This is a genomic window from Streptococcus peroris ATCC 700780 (assembly GCF_000187585.1).
Lineage (GTDB): Bacteria > Bacillota > Bacilli > Lactobacillales > Streptococcaceae > Streptococcus > Streptococcus peroris.
The window spans coordinates 577606-594932 of record NZ_GL732463.1; the positions used below are offsets into that span (position 1 = coordinate 577606).

Genomic DNA, 17327 nt, shown 5'->3' on the forward strand with positions numbered 1-17327 from the left:
CTTCAACAACAGCAGCAACAACAACGACTGAGTCAACAACAGCCTCAACAACTGCAGCAACAACAACAACTGAGTCAACAACAGCCTCAACCACTGCAGCAACAACAACTGAGTCAACAACGGCTTCAACAACAGCAGCAACAACAACGACTGAGTCAACAACAGCTTCAACCACTGCAGCAACAACAACGACTGAGTCAGCAACTGAAGTTCCAACAACAGCAGAAACAACAGAAGAACGACCAAGTCTTCCATCTACTGGTGAGGCTACAGGTATTGCATTAGTAATTGCTGGTATATCTATCTTGGCAGGTAGTCTCGTTATGAAAAAGAAATTTTCTAAATAATTGAGTTTAGAAAAAGATAGTTAATAAAAAGGACTTTAGGGTCCTTTTTATTTGTCAATGAAAAATAATGAAATGCACTATTTTTCTTGACAATTTTTATCAATACATGTAAAATAGAATAGATCTTGAACTTGAAGGGAGTGAAAATAATGTCTAAAACAGTAGTACGTAAGAATGAATCTCTTGACGATGCACTTCGTCGTTTCAAACGTGCGGTTACTAAAGCTGGTACTCTTCAAGAAACACGCAAACGTGAATTCTATGAAAAACCTTCTGTAAAACGTAAACGTAAATCAGAAGCAGCTCGTAAACGTAAAAAATTCTAATTAAAAATGAGAGACTAGAGTAATCTAGTCTTTTTTTTGTACCTGTTATAGGAAAAAATCTAATTGTTTATTGACTATTTAAGCTCTATATGTATAGATTTTTGTTAATGGTGAAAAGGCTGAGTAGAAGAATTCTAGTCTATCTTTTAAGAAAGAGTTGAGGAAGTAGCACATTTTATTTGAAATGTAGAAACAATCATGTATTTTAGTTGATTTTAAAGGGTAAATATAGTACAATACTGGTAAAATAGTGTTATTGTACACGGAGGTATATGGGATGAAAAACCAGAAAAGGTTTGGGAAATTATTAATCACTTTATTGTCTACTGGAGTGCTTTTGGCTGCACTTCAAAGTCAAGAAATTATTACTGCTGAAGAAGCAACGACTACTGCAACAACAGCTACAACTGAACAAACAACATCAACTACGGCAACGACCGAAGCTACAACTGAAGCAACGACTGCTACAGCACCAACACGTGCTGCAAAAGAAGTAGATGCAAAGGTTACAGGAACTATTAAAAATCATGATATCAAATATTATGAATATTATACTGATGTGGATCTTACAGTTTCATTACTGGATGGTGAAGCTAAAGAGGGCGACTATGTAACGATTCAATTAGAAAATGCAACTGTCTTAAATTCTTTAGATGGTAAAGATGTTTTCTATGATGGAAAGAAAATTGGAACAATTTCTATCGTTTCATTCGATAACATTAATAAAGCTCGTCAAGGGTCTAACGATGCTGCTCAAATGCAACAAGCAGAATTAGAGTCTACTCGCGCAACCTTGAAAATCACATTTACAAAAGATGTTGAAACTGTACGTCCTGATGTATTAAAACAAGCTAATTTTGAAATTAAGTCAGACAACGCTTATAACGGTGCAGTAATCGCAAATAAGGACTACTCATTAAATCAAGTAATTAAAGTGGGATCTTCTTCTGTAACGAATACGGTCGATATACCAAAAGTAGAAAAATTTGCAACGGATACAAACTCAATCAACTTCACACCTTCTGGAAACACAATTAAATTCAAAGCTGATGGTTCATATGAAACTTATACTGAATTCCAAGTTCGTGGAAGAGAAGGGATGAAGGTTGGTTCAACTGTTGAACTAGAATTCAACGATGCTTCAGGTATCGAGTGGAAAACAAGTGGAGATGATGCAATTAAAGTGGGCGACACACACCAAGCTTACTTTATCTTACCTGTCTATAGTAGTTATAGTGTTAACCAATACGGTGCTTATGTGTTCCCGACAGGTGTAGCACCTAAGTTTAAAGTAACTTCAGTTTCAGCTAAGAAAATCACACTTGAAATGATTTCAGGAGATGTTCCAAAAGAATTAGGAGTATTCTTCGGTGTTGGTCATAACCGTATTAATATCATCGATAAATCAAAAATTGATGTAGAAAAAATGCAGTATGATGTTTCAACTGTTGCCACAGCTAGTGTTGATGGTCAAAATGCTAAAGGAATCTATATCTATCGTATTATTAGTGATTCTGCTAGTGCGCAACTTGTACGGGATACATTAATTACAGAATTTAAAGAAATCGATACTGAAAAAACTTTAAGACCTTCAGAAAGAGGTTACAAAGATAAGGTAGATATCGATAGTTATGAATTTGTGAAAACTACAAAAGACCGTGAAGGAAATCAAACTCACTGGTATAAGAAAGTAGAACAATCAACAACGACCACGACAACGGAAGCTTCAACAACGACTACAACGACAACGGAAGCTCCAGCAACGACTACAACGACTACAACGACTACAACGACGACGGAAACACCAACACCAACGCCAGCACCAACAACGGAAGCTCCAGCAACGACTACAACGACGACGGAAGCTCCAGCAAATACTTCCGCAACTACAACAACAGAGAAAACAACTGATGGTACAGCACCTGGAACTACCTCTACGACAACTGAACCTAAAGAGGAACTACCTAATACAGGTTCTACAGAATCATTGTTTGCCACGGGTGTAGCTTTCTTGGTAGCTGGTCTGACAGTATTGGGATTGAAGAAAAAAGATAACTAAAGCGTATATTCTATTAGTAAATAATAGTGTGAGAAATTATAGAAGGGATTAAATAATATTTTGTTATTTAATCCTTTTTTCATATTTTTTTGGTATAATCATTTATATCAGTAAAAAGATTTTAGAGGATTTTAACATGAAAAAGACAAAGGTCGCAGTGACTTTAGGAGCAGCTTTGCTTTTTAGTGTCGGTGCCAAAGTAGAAGCGGATACGATTTCACAGTCTAACGTGAATCGAATTCATTTTATTAATACCAAAGGAAATCCAGGTACAGATGCTATTTTGCTTGAAAGTAATGGGCATTATGCCTTGATTGATATGGGTGAAGACTATGATTTTCCAGATGGTAGTAATCCGCTTTATCCCTTGAGAGTAGGAACAATTACTTCAAACTTTTATGCAATAGAAGATCGACTTTTAAGACACCTTGACCAAGTAGGCGTCAAAAAATTGGACTTCATGCTTGGTACACACGTTCATAGTGACCATATTGGTGGTGCTGATGAAGTATTAAATAAATATAAAGTTGACAAATTTTATCTAAAAAAATATTCAGACGATCGAATTGCTACGCAATGGGGTTTATGGGACAATCTTTTTAACTACAACAATGCATTAAATGCTGCAAAAAAACATGGAGTTAATGTTGTTCAAGATATTTCTGACAATGATAGTCATTTTAAATTGGGCGATATGGATATTCAGTTGTATAACTACAAGAATGAATACGGTCCAGATGGAAAATTGAAGAAAGTATACGATGATAACCCCAATTCCATTGTTGCTGTAGTTACAGTAAATGGAAAGAAAATTTATCTGGGTGGGGACCTTGATAATGTTTACGGGGCTGAAGATCGCATTGGACCTAAAATCGGGAAAGTAGATTTGATGAAATGGAACCATCACCTCGATGGAAAAGTTTCGAACAGCATTAATTTTCTCAATAACCTCTCTCCTTCAATAGTTGTACAGACAACAGGAGGAGATATCAATGTCCAAGCAACCAGAGATAAATTGAAACAGATGAATGTTCAAATCATTCATGCTTCGAGTGATAAAAAAGATGCGACTGTCTTAGATATCACAAAAGATGGATTTAACAATATCTCTCAGAACTATCCAGATATTCCAAATACAAAGGCACGTTGGGTTACAGAAGATGGTTTCAAGAAATATTATTTTGCTGATGATCAAATGGCCACTGGTTGGCATACAATTGACAAAGAGAAATACTTCTTTAATGGGAAGGGGCAACTCCAACAGAATAAATGGATTCATGATTTTGATGATGAGGGTACTCTCAAGTCCTTATTTATGGATAAGGATGGGAAGTTACAAACTTCTAAATGGCTTCAAGTTGACAATAATTGGTATTATGTTGATTCCAAAGGATATCGTAAAGAATCTGAGTTAGCTATCATTAATGGGAAAACCTATTACTTTGACGATAAAGGGATTATGCAAACTGGTTCTAGAACAGTGAATGGTGCTACTCTTTTGTTTGATAGTACTGGAGCACTTTCAGAAGAATTGAAAGCATCATCCTGGAATAAAATTGGAAATAAATGGTACTACCTAGATGAAAACAAAAATATGACCATTGGTTTCAAAGTAATTGATGGAAAGACCTATCATTTCAACGAAGCTGGAGAAATGGGAACAGGCTGGCAGTATACTCTTCAAAAATGGTATTACTTTAATGCGTCAGGTGAAATGCAACGCGGTTGGTTTAAAGACGCTGGTAATTGGTACTATCTTGATCCGAAGACTGGGGGAATGTTTACAGGACTAAACAAGATTGATGGCCAACTCTATCACTTTAATGATGGAGGAATCATGTCCACAGGCTGGAAACAAACTGATGGCAAATGGTTCTATTATGCACCTAGTGGTGAACAGAAAAAAGGCTGGATTAAATATAACAATGCATGGTACTATTTAGAACCCGAAACTGGAGAAATGGTCACTGGTATCAAAGAAATCGGTGGTCAACAATATAGCTTTAAAGATAGTGGAGCTATGGAAACTGGTTGGACACTAAAAGATAGTAAATGGTATTATTATGCATCTAGTGGCGAATTGAAAAAAGGCTGGTTTAAAGATGCAGGCACATGGTACTATCTAGATCCAAAAACTGGTGAAATGGCTACAGGAATTAAAGAAATCGATGGTCAACGCTATGGCTTTAAAGATAGTGGAGCTATGGAAACCGGCTGGAAACAAAAAGATGGTAAATGGTATTATTTTGCTTCAAGTGGCCAAATGGAGAAAGATTGGCTTAAAGATGCAGGTAAGTGGTACTATTTGAATCATAATGATGGAACTATGGTGACCGGATTACAAGAAATTAATGGAATCAAGTATCATTTCAATCAATCTGGAGCCATGGAAACCGGTTGGGTCTATGATGGTAAAGATTGGTACTATCATAAAAATTCTGGAGCTATGGAGACTGGTTGGTTCTTGTATTCTGGTAAATGGTTCTTCTTGGAATCTGATTCAGGGAAAATGGTTACAGGTATTCATGAAGTCTCTGGAGATAACTATTACTTCAATAACTCTGGCGAAATGCAAGTTGGTTGGGCTCAAGTAAATGGATACTGGTACTACTTTAATGCAAGTGGTACAATGCTCCGCAATGGTGTTACACCTGATGGATATAAGGTTGACAATGAAGGTAGATGGCTTCCTAATGGAGTAACTACAACAACATCATCCGCTTCATCAACTTCTTCAACAACAAGTGTAGAAGAAACTACTTCCAAAGATTTAACACTTAAAGAAGCTGTTGAGCCAACAACTGAAGCAACTACAACTAGTGAGGCAAAATCGATTCCAGTCAATGGCGATAAAGCCTCTAACTAGTCACTTTATCTAATAAATTTTAAAAAAGGGATTAAATAACAGCTTGTTGTTTAATCCCTTTTTCTGTAGATTAAATCTTTTAAAGAGTTCTACTTAAATAAATAGCATAAAGACTGTTAAAAACATAAACTTATTCCTACAATCTGATATAATAGTAAGAGAACTCTATTGAAGGAGATTAATATGTCAGTTTTAGTTAAAGAGGTAATTGATAAACTCAGACTAGACATTGTCTATGGTGAGCCGGAGTTACTTGAAAAGGAAATCAATACAGGCGATATTTGTCGGCCGGGTCTTGAAATGACGGGATATTTTGATTACTATACTCCAGAACGTATCCAATTATTGGGAATGAAGGAGTGGTCCTATCTCATTAGCATGTCATCTCATAATCGTTATCAGATTTTGGAGAGATTATTCCAACCAGAAACACCTGCAGTTATTGTTGCACGTGGACTAGTTGTTCCTGAGGAAATGTTAAAGGCTGCTAGAGAATGTAAAGTCGCTATTTTAACAAGTCGTACAGCTACCAGTCGCTTGTCAGGTGAATTATCTAGTTATTTAGATTCACGTTTGGCTGAACGTGCTAGTGTACACGGTGTCTTGATGGATATCTATGGTATGGGTGTTCTGATTCAAGGTGATAGTGGTATTGGTAAGAGTGAGACTGGACTTGAACTCGTCAAACGTGGTCATCGTCTAGTCGCAGATGATCGTGTTGATATTTACGCCAAGGATGAGATGACTCTTTGGGGTGAACCTGCTGAAATCTTGAAACATTTGTTAGAGATTCGTGGAGTTGGTATTATTGATATCATGAGTCTTTATGGAGCTAGCGCTGTTAAGGATTCTTCTCAAGTTCAGCTGGCGGTCTATCTAGAAAATTATGATACTGCTAAAGAATTCGACCGTTTAGGAAATAATGCTGAAGAATTGGAAATATCAGGTGTTTCAATTCCACGTATTCGAATCCCTGTAAAAACAGGGCGTAATATCTCGGTCGTCATTGAAGCGGCAGCTATGAATTATCGTTCTAAGGAAATGGGATTTGATGCAACACGTCTCTTTGAAGAAAGATTGACGAAATTGATTGAAAAGAACGAGGTGAAAAATGATTGATCCAATTGCTTTTAAATTTGGTCCTTTGGCTATTAGATGGTACGCAATTTGTATTGTATCAGGTCTTATTTTAGCGGTATATCTAGCAAGTAAAGAAGCGCCAAAGAAGAAAATCTTATCAGATGATATTTTTGACTTTATCTTAATTGCTTTTCCTTTGGCCATCATTGGTGCTCGACTATACTATGTCATCTTTAGATTTGATTACTATAGCCAGCATTTGGGAGAAATTTTGGCTGTCTGGAATGGCGGTCTTGCCATATACGGTGGTTTAATCACTGGAGCCATTGTTCTCTATATATTTGCTGATCGTAAACTAATCAATACATGGGACTTTTTGGATGTTGCAGCGCCAAGTGTCATGATTGCACAGAGTCTGGGACGTTGGGGGAATTTCTTTAATCAGGAAGCTTACGGAGCGGTAGTTGAAAATCTTAACTACTTACCTGGCTTTATTAAGAATCAAATGTATATTGATGGCTCGTATCGTCAACCAACCTTCTTATATGAATCTATTTGGAATCTGATTGGTTTTACTTTAATTGTTATTTTTAGACGCCGATTAAAAGGTATCCGTCGTGGTCATATCACTGCTTTTTATCTAATCTGGTATGGATTTGGACGTATGGTTATTGAAGGTATGCGTACAGATAGTCTCATGTTCTTTGGACTTCGGGTATCACAGTGGTTATCTGCCCTCTTGATTGGACTTGGTATTTATATCATCTTTTATCAAAATCAGAAAAAAGCACCATTTTATAATGTAGAAAAGGAGAATTAAAATGTTGGAAGCTGCTTATATTATTGTGGCTATTGCCTTAGTTGTATTCTTAGTTTATTTGATTATTACTCTTCAAAAAGTTGGTCGTGTAATCGATGAAACTGAAAATACTGTTAAAACCTTAACTTCAGATGTAAATGTAACTCTACATCACACAAACGAATTGCTTGCAAAAGTCAATGTTCTTGCGGATGATATCAATGTTAAAGTTGCAACGATTGATCCACTCTTTACGGCAGTAGCAGACCTTTCTGTTTCTGTTTCTGACTTAAATGAACAAGCTCGTGTTTTGAGTAAAAAAGCATCGTCTGCAGGTTCAAAAACTTTAAAGACCAGTGCAGGTTTGTCAGCTATTCGTGTTGCAAGTAAATTTTTTAAAAAATAAAAAGGAGATAACTTATGGGTAAATTATCATCAATCCTTTTGGGAACTGTTTCAGGTGTTGCGGTTGCCTTGTTTCTAACAAGTGAAAAGGGGAAACGAGTTACGAGTCAAGCACAAGACTTTATTGAAGACCTTAAAGAAGATCCTGAATATGCTAAGGAGCAAGCTCTTGAAAAATTGACAGAAGTCAAAGATCAAACCAAAGAATTTGTGCTTAAAACGAAAGAACAGGTTGAATCTGGAGAAATCACACTTGATACTGTCCTTGAAAAGGCAAAATACCATGCTCAACAAGCGACTGAAGTCTCAAAGGAAACCTTCAATCAAATAAAATCACAACTGGAAGACACAGTAGTTGTAGAAGAAAAAGAAGATGGTCAAGAAATTGTCATCGATATTCAAGAAGATTAGTATTGAATCACTATTCCCAATTTTTTAAAGGGTCGGGAATGGTGATTTTTTTCTTGAGGGATGTCTTTGTGGTATAATAAATACTATGCAGAAGAAACCAACATCAGCTTATGTACACATTCCATTTTGTACACAAATCTGTTATTATTGTGACTTTTCAAAAGTTTTTATCAAAAATCAACCAGTAGACAGTTATCTAGAACATCTACTGCAAGAATTTCATTCTTATGACATTCAAAAGTTACGGACTCTTTATATTGGAGGTGGGACGCCGACAGCCTTATCTGCGCCACAATTAGAGACACTTTTGGATGGACTAACTAAAAACCTAGATTTGTCAGTCTTAGAAGAATTGACCATCGAGGCTAATCCTGGTGATCTGGATGCTGATAAGATTGCCGTGTTGAAAAATTCTGCAGTTAATCGAGTTTCATTGGGTGTCCAAACCTTTGATGACAAAATGCTGAAAAAGATTGGGCGCAGTCATTTGGAGAAGGATATTTATGAAAATATCGACCGCCTCAAACTAGCTGGTTTTGATAATATTTCTATCGACTTGATTTACGCACTTCCTGGCCAGACTATGGACCAGGTCAAGGATAATGTCGAGAAGGCTATCACCCTTGATATTCCTCATATGAGCCTCTATAGCTTAATTTTGGAAAATCATACGGTCTTTATGAATCGTATGAGACGAGGGAAATTGCCCCTTCCTAAGGAAGAGTTAGAAGCGGAGATGTTTGAATACATCATTGAGGAACTTGAGCGATCTGGTTTTGAACACTATGAAATTTCTAATTTTTCTAAACCAGGATTTGAAAGTCGTCACAATCTTATGTACTGGGATAATGCTGAGTATTATGGAATCGGCGCGGGTGCGTCTGGCTACGTAAATGGTGTTCGCTATAAAAATCATGGACCGATTCGGCACTATCTCAGTGCAGTAGAGGCTGGGAATGCTCGCGTAACAGAAGAACACCTGAGTCAAAGGGAGCAAATGGAAGAAGAGATGTTTCTCGGTCTTCGTAAGAAATCAGGAGTTTCCATCACACGATTTGAAGAAAAATTTGGTACTTCTTTTGAAGATTTGTATGGTCAAGTTGTAAGAAATTTGTGTCATCAAGGTCTTTTACAAGTAGAAGGTCAGCAAATACGAATGACAAAAAAAGGTCTCTTTTTAGGAGATACAGTAGCAGAACAATTTATATTGGAGTAATATTATGGGTTTAACTTATCAAATGAAGATGAAAATTCCTTTTGATATGGCTGATATGAATGGTCATATCAAGCTACCAGATGTTATCTTGTTGTCCCTTCAGGTTTCTGGTATGCAGTCAATTGAGCTGGGAATTAGCGACAAAGACATGTTCGAGCGCTATAACCTGGTCTGGATCATTACAGACTATGATATCGATGTAGTTCGTTTACCTCGTTTTGCTGAGGAAATCACTATCGAAACAGAAGCTTTAAGCTACAATCGATTGTTTTGCTATCGCCGTTTCACTATTTACGATGAAGAGGGACAAGAAATCATTCACATGGTGGCTACTTTTGTACTTATGGACCGAGAGAGTCGTAAAGTTCATCCTGTAGAATCAGAAATTGTTGCCCCTTATCAATCAGAGTTTTCTAAGAAACTGGTCCGCGGACCAAAATATACAGATCTGAAAGAAGCAGTTAGTAAGGACTATCACGTTCGTTTTTATGATTTGGATATGAATGGTCACGTCAATAACAGCAAGTATTTAGATTGGATTTTTGAGGTCATGGGAGCAGATTTCCTTATGCATCATATTCCTAAAAAAATCAACCTCAAATACGTAAAAGAAGTGAGACCAGGTGGCATGATCAACTCTAGTTATAATCTTGATGGACTAGAAAGTCATCATCAAATCACAAGTGATGGAGAAATAAATGCACAAGCCATAGTAAAATGGCAAGAAATGAAAAAGGACTAGAATGTTATGACTTATAAAGGCTATTTAATTGATTTAGACGGAACAATTTATAAGGGAAAAAATCGAATTCCAGCAGGAGAAGCTTTTGTTCATGAACTACAAAAACGTCAGCTTCCCTATCTCTTTGTGACTAATAATACAACCCGTACTCCAGAAACTGTACAGGAAATGTTGGCTCAACATTTTAATATCCAAACACCGGTCTCGACCATCTATACAGCCACTTTGGCCACTATTGACTATATGAATGATCTTGGTATTGAAAAGACCGTTTATGTGATTGGAGAAGCAGGGCTAAGAGATGCAATTAAGGCTGCAGGTTATGTTGAAGATAAAGAGAATCCAGCTTACGTGGTTGTTGGTTTGGATTGGCAAGTGGATTATGAAAAACTTGCAATTGCGACACTGGCTATTGAAAAAGGAGCCCACTTTATTGGTACCAACCCAGATTTAAATATTCCAACGGAACGTGGACTCTTACCTGGTGCAGGGGCTATCATTACTCTACTTGAGGTTGCAACACGCGTTAAACCTGTTTATATCGGAAAACCCAATGCGATTATTATGGACAAGGCTGTTGAACGCTTAGGACTTGAGCGCCAAGAAATTGTCATGGTAGGTGATAATTATCTGACAGATATTCGCGCAGGAATTGACAATAATATTCCTACTCTTTTAGTGACTACTGGTTTTACCAAGCCAGAAGAGGTTGCAGATCTACCAATCGCACCTAGCCATGTTGTTTCTAGCCTAGCGGAGTGGAATTTTGATGAAAACTAAATTTACTTTTGTAGGAAGCCTTCTCTTTCTTCTCTCGCTTGCTATTTTATTAACCATCTACTTGGCCTGGTTGGTTTATCCTTTGGAAATTTCTTGGTTACACCTAACAAGCCGTGTTCATTTTCAACCTCAAACCATTCAGCATAATTTTAATATTTTGATGAATTATTTGACTAATCCATTGAGTCAAGTATTAGCAATGCCAGACTTTCCTTCGTCTGCCTCAGGAATTCATCATTTTGCGGTTGTCAAGGGATTGTTCCATCTAGCTCAAGGAGTAGCACTGGTAACACTGCCAATGTTTTTCCTTTTCTGGAAGCAAGTCGTTCGTAGAGGCTTTCTATCCCTCTACCGTAGAGGGCTCTTGTTAATGCTCTCCCTACCTTTGGTTCTTGGTTTAATTGGTGTCTTCATTGGATTTGAGCAATTCTTTACATTGTTTCATCAGATTCTCTTTGTTGGTGATGATAGCTGGCTTTTTGATCCTGCAAAAGATCCAGTCATTCTCATACTTCCAGAGGCCTTTTTCCTTCATGCCTTTCTCCTATTTTTCTGCTTGTATGAATTGATTTTTGGATTCATTTATGTATGTAGTTGGAAAAAACTACCAAATAGAGAATATATACAAGAAATTGTTTGAAAATAATTGAACGAAACCTATTTTTTTGGAAAAGTAGGTTTTTTTATGAAAATAACTAGTCAAGCGCTTTATTTTTTTGTATAATAGAGGAAGAAAAGTATGTAAAGAAGAGTATAGCATGATTACACTATTTTTATCACCGAGCTGTACATCATGTCGTAAGGCAAAGGCCTGGCTTGATAGTCACAAGGTGCCTTTCCAAGAGCACAATATTATGACCAGTCCTTTATCTAGAAAAGAATTGCAACAAATTCTTTCCTTGACCGAAAACGGTACTGATGACATCATTTCAACTCGTTCAAAAATCTTCCAAAAATTAAATATCGATGTGGAAAGTATCTCGGTGACTGAGTTGCTTACATTAATTGAGCAATATCCTAGTCTTTTGCGTCGCCCTATCATCATTGATGATAAACGGATGCAGATTGGCTTTAATGAAGATGAGATTCGTGCATTTCTTCCTCGTAGTTATCGCAAGCAAGAATTGAAGGAAGCTACATTGAGAGCTGGTATTAATTAGATGAATAAACAGTATAGTTACCCACTAGATTTGTCGTGGAGCACTGAAGAACTTGCTTCAGTGCTTTCTTTTTTTAATGATGTTGAAGCTGCCTATGAGACACAGGTAGATGCTAAGAAACTATTAGATTCCTACAAGGTATTCAAGTCAGTTGTCCCAAGTAAGAGTGAAGAGAAACGTTTGGGACGTGATTTTGAATCAGTAAGTGGGTATTCTTTCTACCATGCGGTCCAGTTAGCCAAAGAAAAAGGAGAAGGGAAGATTTCACTTGGAAAATAAATTTGCGTTTGCTAAAACAATTGTCAAGGAAGCTGGGGACTATATTCTCGAGCATATGAAAGAAGATCTCCATGTTGAGAGAAAATCTTCACCTACAGATTTGGTCACTAAGTTAGATAAAGATGTTCAAGACTTACTCATTGAGAAAATCCATTCTCGTTATCCGAATGACTCATTCTGTGCAGAAGAAGGCTGTTTGCGTGCAGCAGTAGGACAAGGTTCTGTTTGGGTGATTGACCCTATTGATGGTACAAATAACTTTGTAGCACAAGGTGAAGATTTTGCCGTTATGGTGGCCTATTTTGAGAATGGTGTTGGGAAGTTTGGGATTATTTATGATGTCATGAAAGGTGATTTTTATCATGGCGGAGGAGACTTTCCACCATGTTGCAATGATGAACCGTTACCGCCGTTTAAGAAAAAACCTTTGAGAGAATTTTTGGTGGCTGGGAATTCTGGTATGTTAGAAACTAACGAATGGGGGTTAGCAGATTTAGGAAATGCTGCCCTTGGAACACGAGTTTATGGCAGTGCCTCTATCAGTTTTGCCAAAGTTCTATCAGGACGACTTTTAACTTATATCTCTTACCTACAACCATGGGATTACGCAGCTGCGAGTATCCTAGGTGAAAGTTTGGGTTATAAAGTTCTTACGATTGCTGGTAAGGAAGTAGATTTTCATACACGACAAGCCGTTATGATGGTGCCAGTCGAGATGCAAGATGAGATTCTGTCTTATATCTATGAAAGGAAATAAAGGTAAATGCAATTTCCAGAAGGATTTGTAAAAAAATACGAAACAATATTGGGAGATGAGGCAAGAGCTTTTCTTGCCTCTTTTGATGATGAGGCTGTTTCCGCCTTTCGTATCAATCCCCTAAGAGAAAGCCAAGTTTCTTTTTCAGATGCTATTCCCAATACACCCTGGGGCTACTATGGGAAGGTTTCAGGGAAATCACAAGAGCATGTAACAGGCTTAGTATACTCACAAGAACCTGCTGCACAAATGGTCGCGCAAGTAGCTCAACCAAAGCCAGGTATGAAGGTCTTAGACTTGGCAGCGGCTCCCGGTGGGAAATCCACTCAACTAGTCTCCTATCTTGCAGGAGACGGTCTTCTTGTTTCAAACGAAATTTCTAGTAAACGGGCAAAGATATTAGTAGAGAATATGGAGCGGTTTGGTGCAACAAATGTTGTTGTGACCAATGAATCTACTGATCGTTTGGCTAAAGTATTTAAAGGATATTTTGACCTGATCGTTTTAGATGCTCCATGTTCAGGTGAGGGAATGTTTCGTAAGCAGCCTGATGCTATGGACTATTGGAGTGTGGATTATCCTGGTCAGTGTGCTAGTCTGCAGCGTGAAATTTTAGAAGATGCTGTGAACATGTTAGGTGAGGGTGGCCGTTTGGTTTATTCAACCTGTACCTGGGCACCAGAAGAAAATGAGGAAATCATTAACTGGCTTTTAGATACCTATGATTTTGAATTGATTCCAATTGAGCATATCAATGGAATGGTTCCTGGGATTGACTTGCCTGAGACGGCTCGTATGTACCCACATCACTTTAAGGGAGAAGGTCAGTTTGTAGCCCACCTCAAGTTTAAAGGTCAAAACAAGGCTGGAAAGTTCAAACCTTCTAAATCCAACCTATCTAGTGAACAGATTTCCTTATGGCAGGATTTTGAGAAAAAACATCTTAAAGAAAAACTGACCGGTGTCCTACAAGTTTTTGGAGACCAGCTTTATCTCTTGCCAGAAGTCTTACCCGATATAGGAAAACTCAAGATAGCTCGTAATGGTCTTCATCTTGGAACTTTTAAGAAAAAACGTTTTGAACCAAGTTTTGCTCTTGGCTTAGCTTTAAAACCAAGCCAAGTCAAGCAAGGAATCGAAATTCATCAAGAAGACTTTGTCAAATATGTGGCTGGTGAAACGGTCCAATTAGCTGAAACTCTTCCAAATGGTTGGTACCAAGTTTTGGTTGGTGGAAATGGTCTAGGTTTTGCAAAAGTCACCGGAAATACCTTGAAGAATTATTTTCCCAAGGGCTTGAGGTTTAAGGTGAAAAACTAGTCAAAATCAGTATTCTATGTTATAGTGGATGTATGGATTTTTCCTGAAAACAATTGAAAATAAGAGCGAAAATCCAAGTTAGTCATCATTATTTTCAAGGAGACAAATAGTGAAAAAATTTAAAAAACTCACCATCTCTCTTGCAACTCTTTTACTTGCTGGTTCACTAGCAGGATGTGCAAGTTGGATTGATCGTGGGGAGTCTATGAATGCTGTTGGGTCAACAGCTCTCCAACCTTTAGTTGAGGCGGCAGCAGATGAATTTGCGTCCGCACACGTCGGTAAAACAGTCAACGTTCAAGGTGGTGGTTCTGGTACAGGATTATCGCAGGTTCAATCAGGAGCAGTAGACGTTGGGAACTCTGATGTGTTCGCTGAGGAAAAAGATGGGATCGATGCTACTGCATTAGTTGACCATAAGGTTGCTGTTGCAGGCTTAGCTGTTATTATCAATAAAGAAGTAGACGTCGATAATCTGACGACAGACCAGCTCCGACAAATCTTTACAGGAGAAATCACTAATTGGAAGGAAGTTGGCGGTAAGGATTTGGCTATTTCTATTATCAACCGTGCTGCGAGCTCAGGCTCTCGTGCGACTTTTGACAGTGTGATTATGAATGGTCAGTCAGCGGTTCAGAGTCAGGAACAAGATTCAAATGGTATGGTCAAATCAATCGTTTCCCAAACACCCGGAGCGATTTCTTATCTTGCTTTTGCTTATGTTGATGATTCGGTTGGGACTATCAAGCTTAATGGCTATGAACCCATTTCAGAGAATGTAACCACAAATAATTGGCCTTTGTGGTCTTATGAACACATGTATACACTTGGTGAGCCGAACGAATTGGTTGCCCAATTCTTGAACTTTGTCCTTTCAGATGAGGTTCAAAATGGAATCGTTAAAGGAATGGGCTATATTTCTGTTAAGGAAATGAAGGTCGAAAAAGATGCTGCAGGAACTGTGACTGTGCTAGAAGGGAGTCAATAATGAATCAAGAAGAATTATCTAAAAAATTGCTCTCTCCGTCAAAGAACTCTCGACTTGAGAAATTTGGGAAAGGCTTGACTTTCGCCTGCCTCTCTTTGATTGTTATCATTGTTGCTATGATTCTGATCTTTGTAGCTCAAAAAGGATTGTCTACCTTCTTTGTCAATGGTGTGAATATCTTTGATTTCCTTTTTGGTGGAATATGGAATCCTTCGGGTAAACAATTTGGTGCCCTTCCAATGATTTTAGGTTCCTTTATTGTTACTATCCTGTCAGCTATTATTGCTACGCCTTTTGCTATTGGTGCAGCTGTCTTTATGACAGAAGTGTCTCCAAAAGGAGCTAAGATTTTGCAACCAGCTATTGAACTTCTAGTTGGGATTCCTTCAGTAGTTTATGGATTTATCGGTTTGCAGGTCGTGGTACCATTTGTACGTACTGTCTTTGGTGGAACAGGTTTCGGTATTTTATCAGGGATTTTCGTTCTCTTTGTTATGATATTGCCAACTGTAACCTTTATGACAACAGATAGTCTACGTGCGGTTCCTCGTCACTATCGTGAAGCCAGTTTAGCCATGGGAGCGACTCGTTGGCAAACCATCTGGCGTGTAACCTTGAAGGCTGCTCGTTCAGGTATTTTTACGGCAGTAGTCTTCGGAATGGCGCGTGCCTTTGGTGAAGCCCTTGCTATTCAGATGGTGGTCGGTAACTCAGCAGTTGTTCCAACTTCATTGACAACGCCAGCTGCAACCTTAACCTCTGTATTGACTATGGGAATTGGGAACACTGTTATGGGAACGGTTGATAATAACGTTCTCTGGTCACTAGCCTTAGTATTGCTCTTGATGAGTCTGGCCTTTAACAGTGTGATTAAATTGATTACGAAAGAAAGAGGAGCGAAAAACTATGCACGCTAAGAAATTAGATAAAATTGCGACAGCCGTCCTCTATACGATTGCAGGCATCATCGTTGCTATTCTAGCTTCCTTGATTCTCTATATCTTGGTTCGAGGTTTACCTCATGTTTCTTGGTCATTCTTGACTGGGAAATCATCTTCTTACCAAGCAGGTGGAGGCATTGGGATTCAGCTTTATAATTCCTTTTTCCTTTTGGTCATTACCTTATTGATCTCTGTGCCTCTATCAATGGGAGCTGGAATTTACTTAGCTGAATATGCTAAAAAAGGTCGTGTTACCAACTTTGTTCGTACCTGTATTGAGATTTTGTCTTCTCTACCATCAGTCGTTGTTGGTCTCTTTGGTTACCTCATCTTTGTCGTCCAGTTTGAATATGGATTTTCTATCATTTCAGGAGCTTTAGCTTTGACCGTCTTTAACCTACCACAGATGACGCGTAATGTTGAAGACAGTTTGAAACACGTTCATCATACGCAGCGTGAGGCTGGTTTGGCGCTTGGACTTTCTCGTTGGGAAACAGTCCTTCATGTCGTTATTCCAGAAGCCCTTCCTGGAATCGTTACGGGTGTAGTGCTTGCATCAGGTCGTATATTTGGTGAGGCTGCTGCACTTATCTACACAGCAGGACAATCAGCGCCAGCTCTTGACTGGTCTAACTGGAATGTTCTTAGTGTAACCAGTCCAATCTCAATCTTCCGTCAAGCAGAAACCTTGGCTGTTCATATCTGGAAAGTCAATAGTGAAGGAACTATTCCTGATGGAACTCTTGTTTCAGCAGGTTCTGCTGCAGTGCTCCTCATCTTTATCTTGATCTTTAACTTTGGAGCACGTAAACTCGGAAGTTATCTACATAAGAAATTAACCGCTGCCTAAA

The 17327-nt window shown here is 38.2% G+C and carries 19 protein-coding genes; all 19 read left to right on the forward strand.

What is annotated here, in order from left to right:
• Window positions 1-347 (forward strand): LPXTG cell wall anchor domain-containing protein (locus tag HMPREF9180_RS10435; protein ID WP_029745406.1); only part of this gene is annotated, 347 nt, incomplete at its 5' end.
• A 149-nt stretch (window positions 348-496) separates the two neighbouring features.
• Entirely contained in the window at window positions 497-673 is a 177-nt protein-coding gene (gene rpsU, locus HMPREF9180_RS04770; RefSeq protein ID WP_000048054.1) for a 30S ribosomal protein S21, read from the forward strand.
• Between the two features lie 277 nt (window positions 674-950).
• Window positions 951-2732 carry an LPXTG cell wall anchor domain-containing protein gene (locus HMPREF9180_RS04775; protein ID WP_006145355.1) on the forward strand — a complete coding sequence of 594 codons (1782 nt, stop codon included), beginning with the start codon at window positions 951-953 and terminating at the stop codon, window positions 2730-2732.
• 136 nt (window positions 2733-2868) lie between these two features.
• Window positions 2869-5598 carry an MBL fold metallo-hydrolase gene (locus HMPREF9180_RS04780; protein WP_006145356.1) on the forward strand — a complete coding sequence of 910 codons (2730 nt, stop codon included), beginning with the start codon at window positions 2869-2871 and terminating at the stop codon, window positions 5596-5598.
• Window positions 5599-5781: 183 nt separating this feature from the next.
• On the forward strand, window positions 5782-6717 hold the full coding sequence (gene hprK / locus HMPREF9180_RS04785; protein WP_006145357.1) for an HPr(Ser) kinase/phosphatase: 936 nt from the start codon (window positions 5782-5784) through the stop codon (window positions 6715-6717).
• A complete protein-coding gene (gene lgt, locus HMPREF9180_RS04790) occupies window positions 6710-7498 on the forward strand; it encodes a prolipoprotein diacylglyceryl transferase (RefSeq protein ID WP_006145358.1) in 789 nt (262 codons plus the stop codon). The genes hprK and lgt overlap by 8 nt, the downstream gene beginning before the upstream one ends.
• Before the next feature lies 1 nt (window position 7499).
• Window positions 7500-7883 (forward strand): DUF948 domain-containing protein, encoded by a 384-nt coding sequence (locus HMPREF9180_RS04795; protein ID WP_006145359.1) that lies wholly within the window; start codon window positions 7500-7502, stop codon window positions 7881-7883.
• Between the two features lie 14 nt (window positions 7884-7897).
• The gene (locus tag HMPREF9180_RS04800; protein ID WP_006145360.1) at window positions 7898-8293 is read left to right on the forward strand and encodes a YtxH domain-containing protein; all 396 of its coding nucleotides are present in this window, start codon (window positions 7898-7900) and stop codon (window positions 8291-8293) included.
• Between the two features lie 85 nt (window positions 8294-8378).
• Complete coding sequence (hemW, locus tag HMPREF9180_RS04805; RefSeq protein WP_006145361.1) at window positions 8379-9509, forward strand: radical SAM family heme chaperone HemW; 1131 nt, start codon at window positions 8379-8381, stop codon at window positions 9507-9509.
• Window positions 9510-9513: 4 nt separating this feature from the next.
• Window positions 9514-10251 carry an acyl-[acyl-carrier-protein] thioesterase gene (locus HMPREF9180_RS04810; RefSeq protein WP_006145362.1) on the forward strand — a complete coding sequence of 246 codons (738 nt, stop codon included), beginning with the start codon at window positions 9514-9516 and terminating at the stop codon, window positions 10249-10251.
• Between the two features lie 6 nt (window positions 10252-10257).
• On the forward strand, window positions 10258-11031 hold the full coding sequence (locus HMPREF9180_RS04815; protein ID WP_006145363.1) for a TIGR01457 family HAD-type hydrolase: 774 nt from the start codon (window positions 10258-10260) through the stop codon (window positions 11029-11031).
• Window positions 11021-11671, forward strand: coding sequence for a TIGR01906 family membrane protein (locus tag HMPREF9180_RS04820; protein WP_006145364.1), 651 nt, complete (start codon window positions 11021-11023; stop codon window positions 11669-11671). The genes HMPREF9180_RS04815 and HMPREF9180_RS04820 overlap by 11 nt, the downstream gene beginning before the upstream one ends.
• Before the next feature lie 118 nt (window positions 11672-11789).
• A complete protein-coding gene (locus HMPREF9180_RS04825; RefSeq protein WP_006145365.1) occupies window positions 11790-12191 on the forward strand; it encodes a Spx/MgsR family RNA polymerase-binding regulatory protein in 402 nt (133 codons plus the stop codon).
• Entirely contained in the window at window positions 12192-12470 is a 279-nt protein-coding gene (locus HMPREF9180_RS04830) for a UPF0223 family protein (RefSeq protein WP_006145366.1), read from the forward strand.
• Entirely contained in the window at window positions 12460-13227 is a 768-nt protein-coding gene (locus tag HMPREF9180_RS04835) for an inositol monophosphatase family protein (protein WP_006145367.1), read from the forward strand. Before HMPREF9180_RS04830 ends, HMPREF9180_RS04835 begins: the two co-directional genes overlap by 11 nt.
• 6 nt (window positions 13228-13233) lie before the next feature.
• Window positions 13234-14547 (forward strand): RsmF rRNA methyltransferase first C-terminal domain-containing protein, encoded by a 1314-nt coding sequence (locus tag HMPREF9180_RS04840; protein WP_006145368.1) that lies wholly within the window; start codon window positions 13234-13236, stop codon window positions 14545-14547.
• A gap of 109 nt (window positions 14548-14656) precedes the next feature.
• On the forward strand, window positions 14657-15535 hold the full coding sequence (locus HMPREF9180_RS04845) for a phosphate ABC transporter substrate-binding protein PstS (protein WP_006145369.1): 879 nt from the start codon (window positions 14657-14659) through the stop codon (window positions 15533-15535).
• On the forward strand, window positions 15535-16452 hold the full coding sequence (pstC, locus tag HMPREF9180_RS04850) for a phosphate ABC transporter permease subunit PstC (protein ID WP_006145370.1): 918 nt from the start codon (window positions 15535-15537) through the stop codon (window positions 16450-16452). The genes HMPREF9180_RS04845 and pstC overlap by 1 nt, the downstream gene beginning before the upstream one ends.
• Window positions 16442-17326 carry a phosphate ABC transporter permease PstA gene (gene pstA, locus HMPREF9180_RS04855; RefSeq protein ID WP_006145371.1) on the forward strand — a complete coding sequence of 295 codons (885 nt, stop codon included), beginning with the start codon at window positions 16442-16444 and terminating at the stop codon, window positions 17324-17326. Before pstC ends, pstA begins: the two co-directional genes overlap by 11 nt.
• Window position 17327 lies beyond the last annotated feature (1 nt).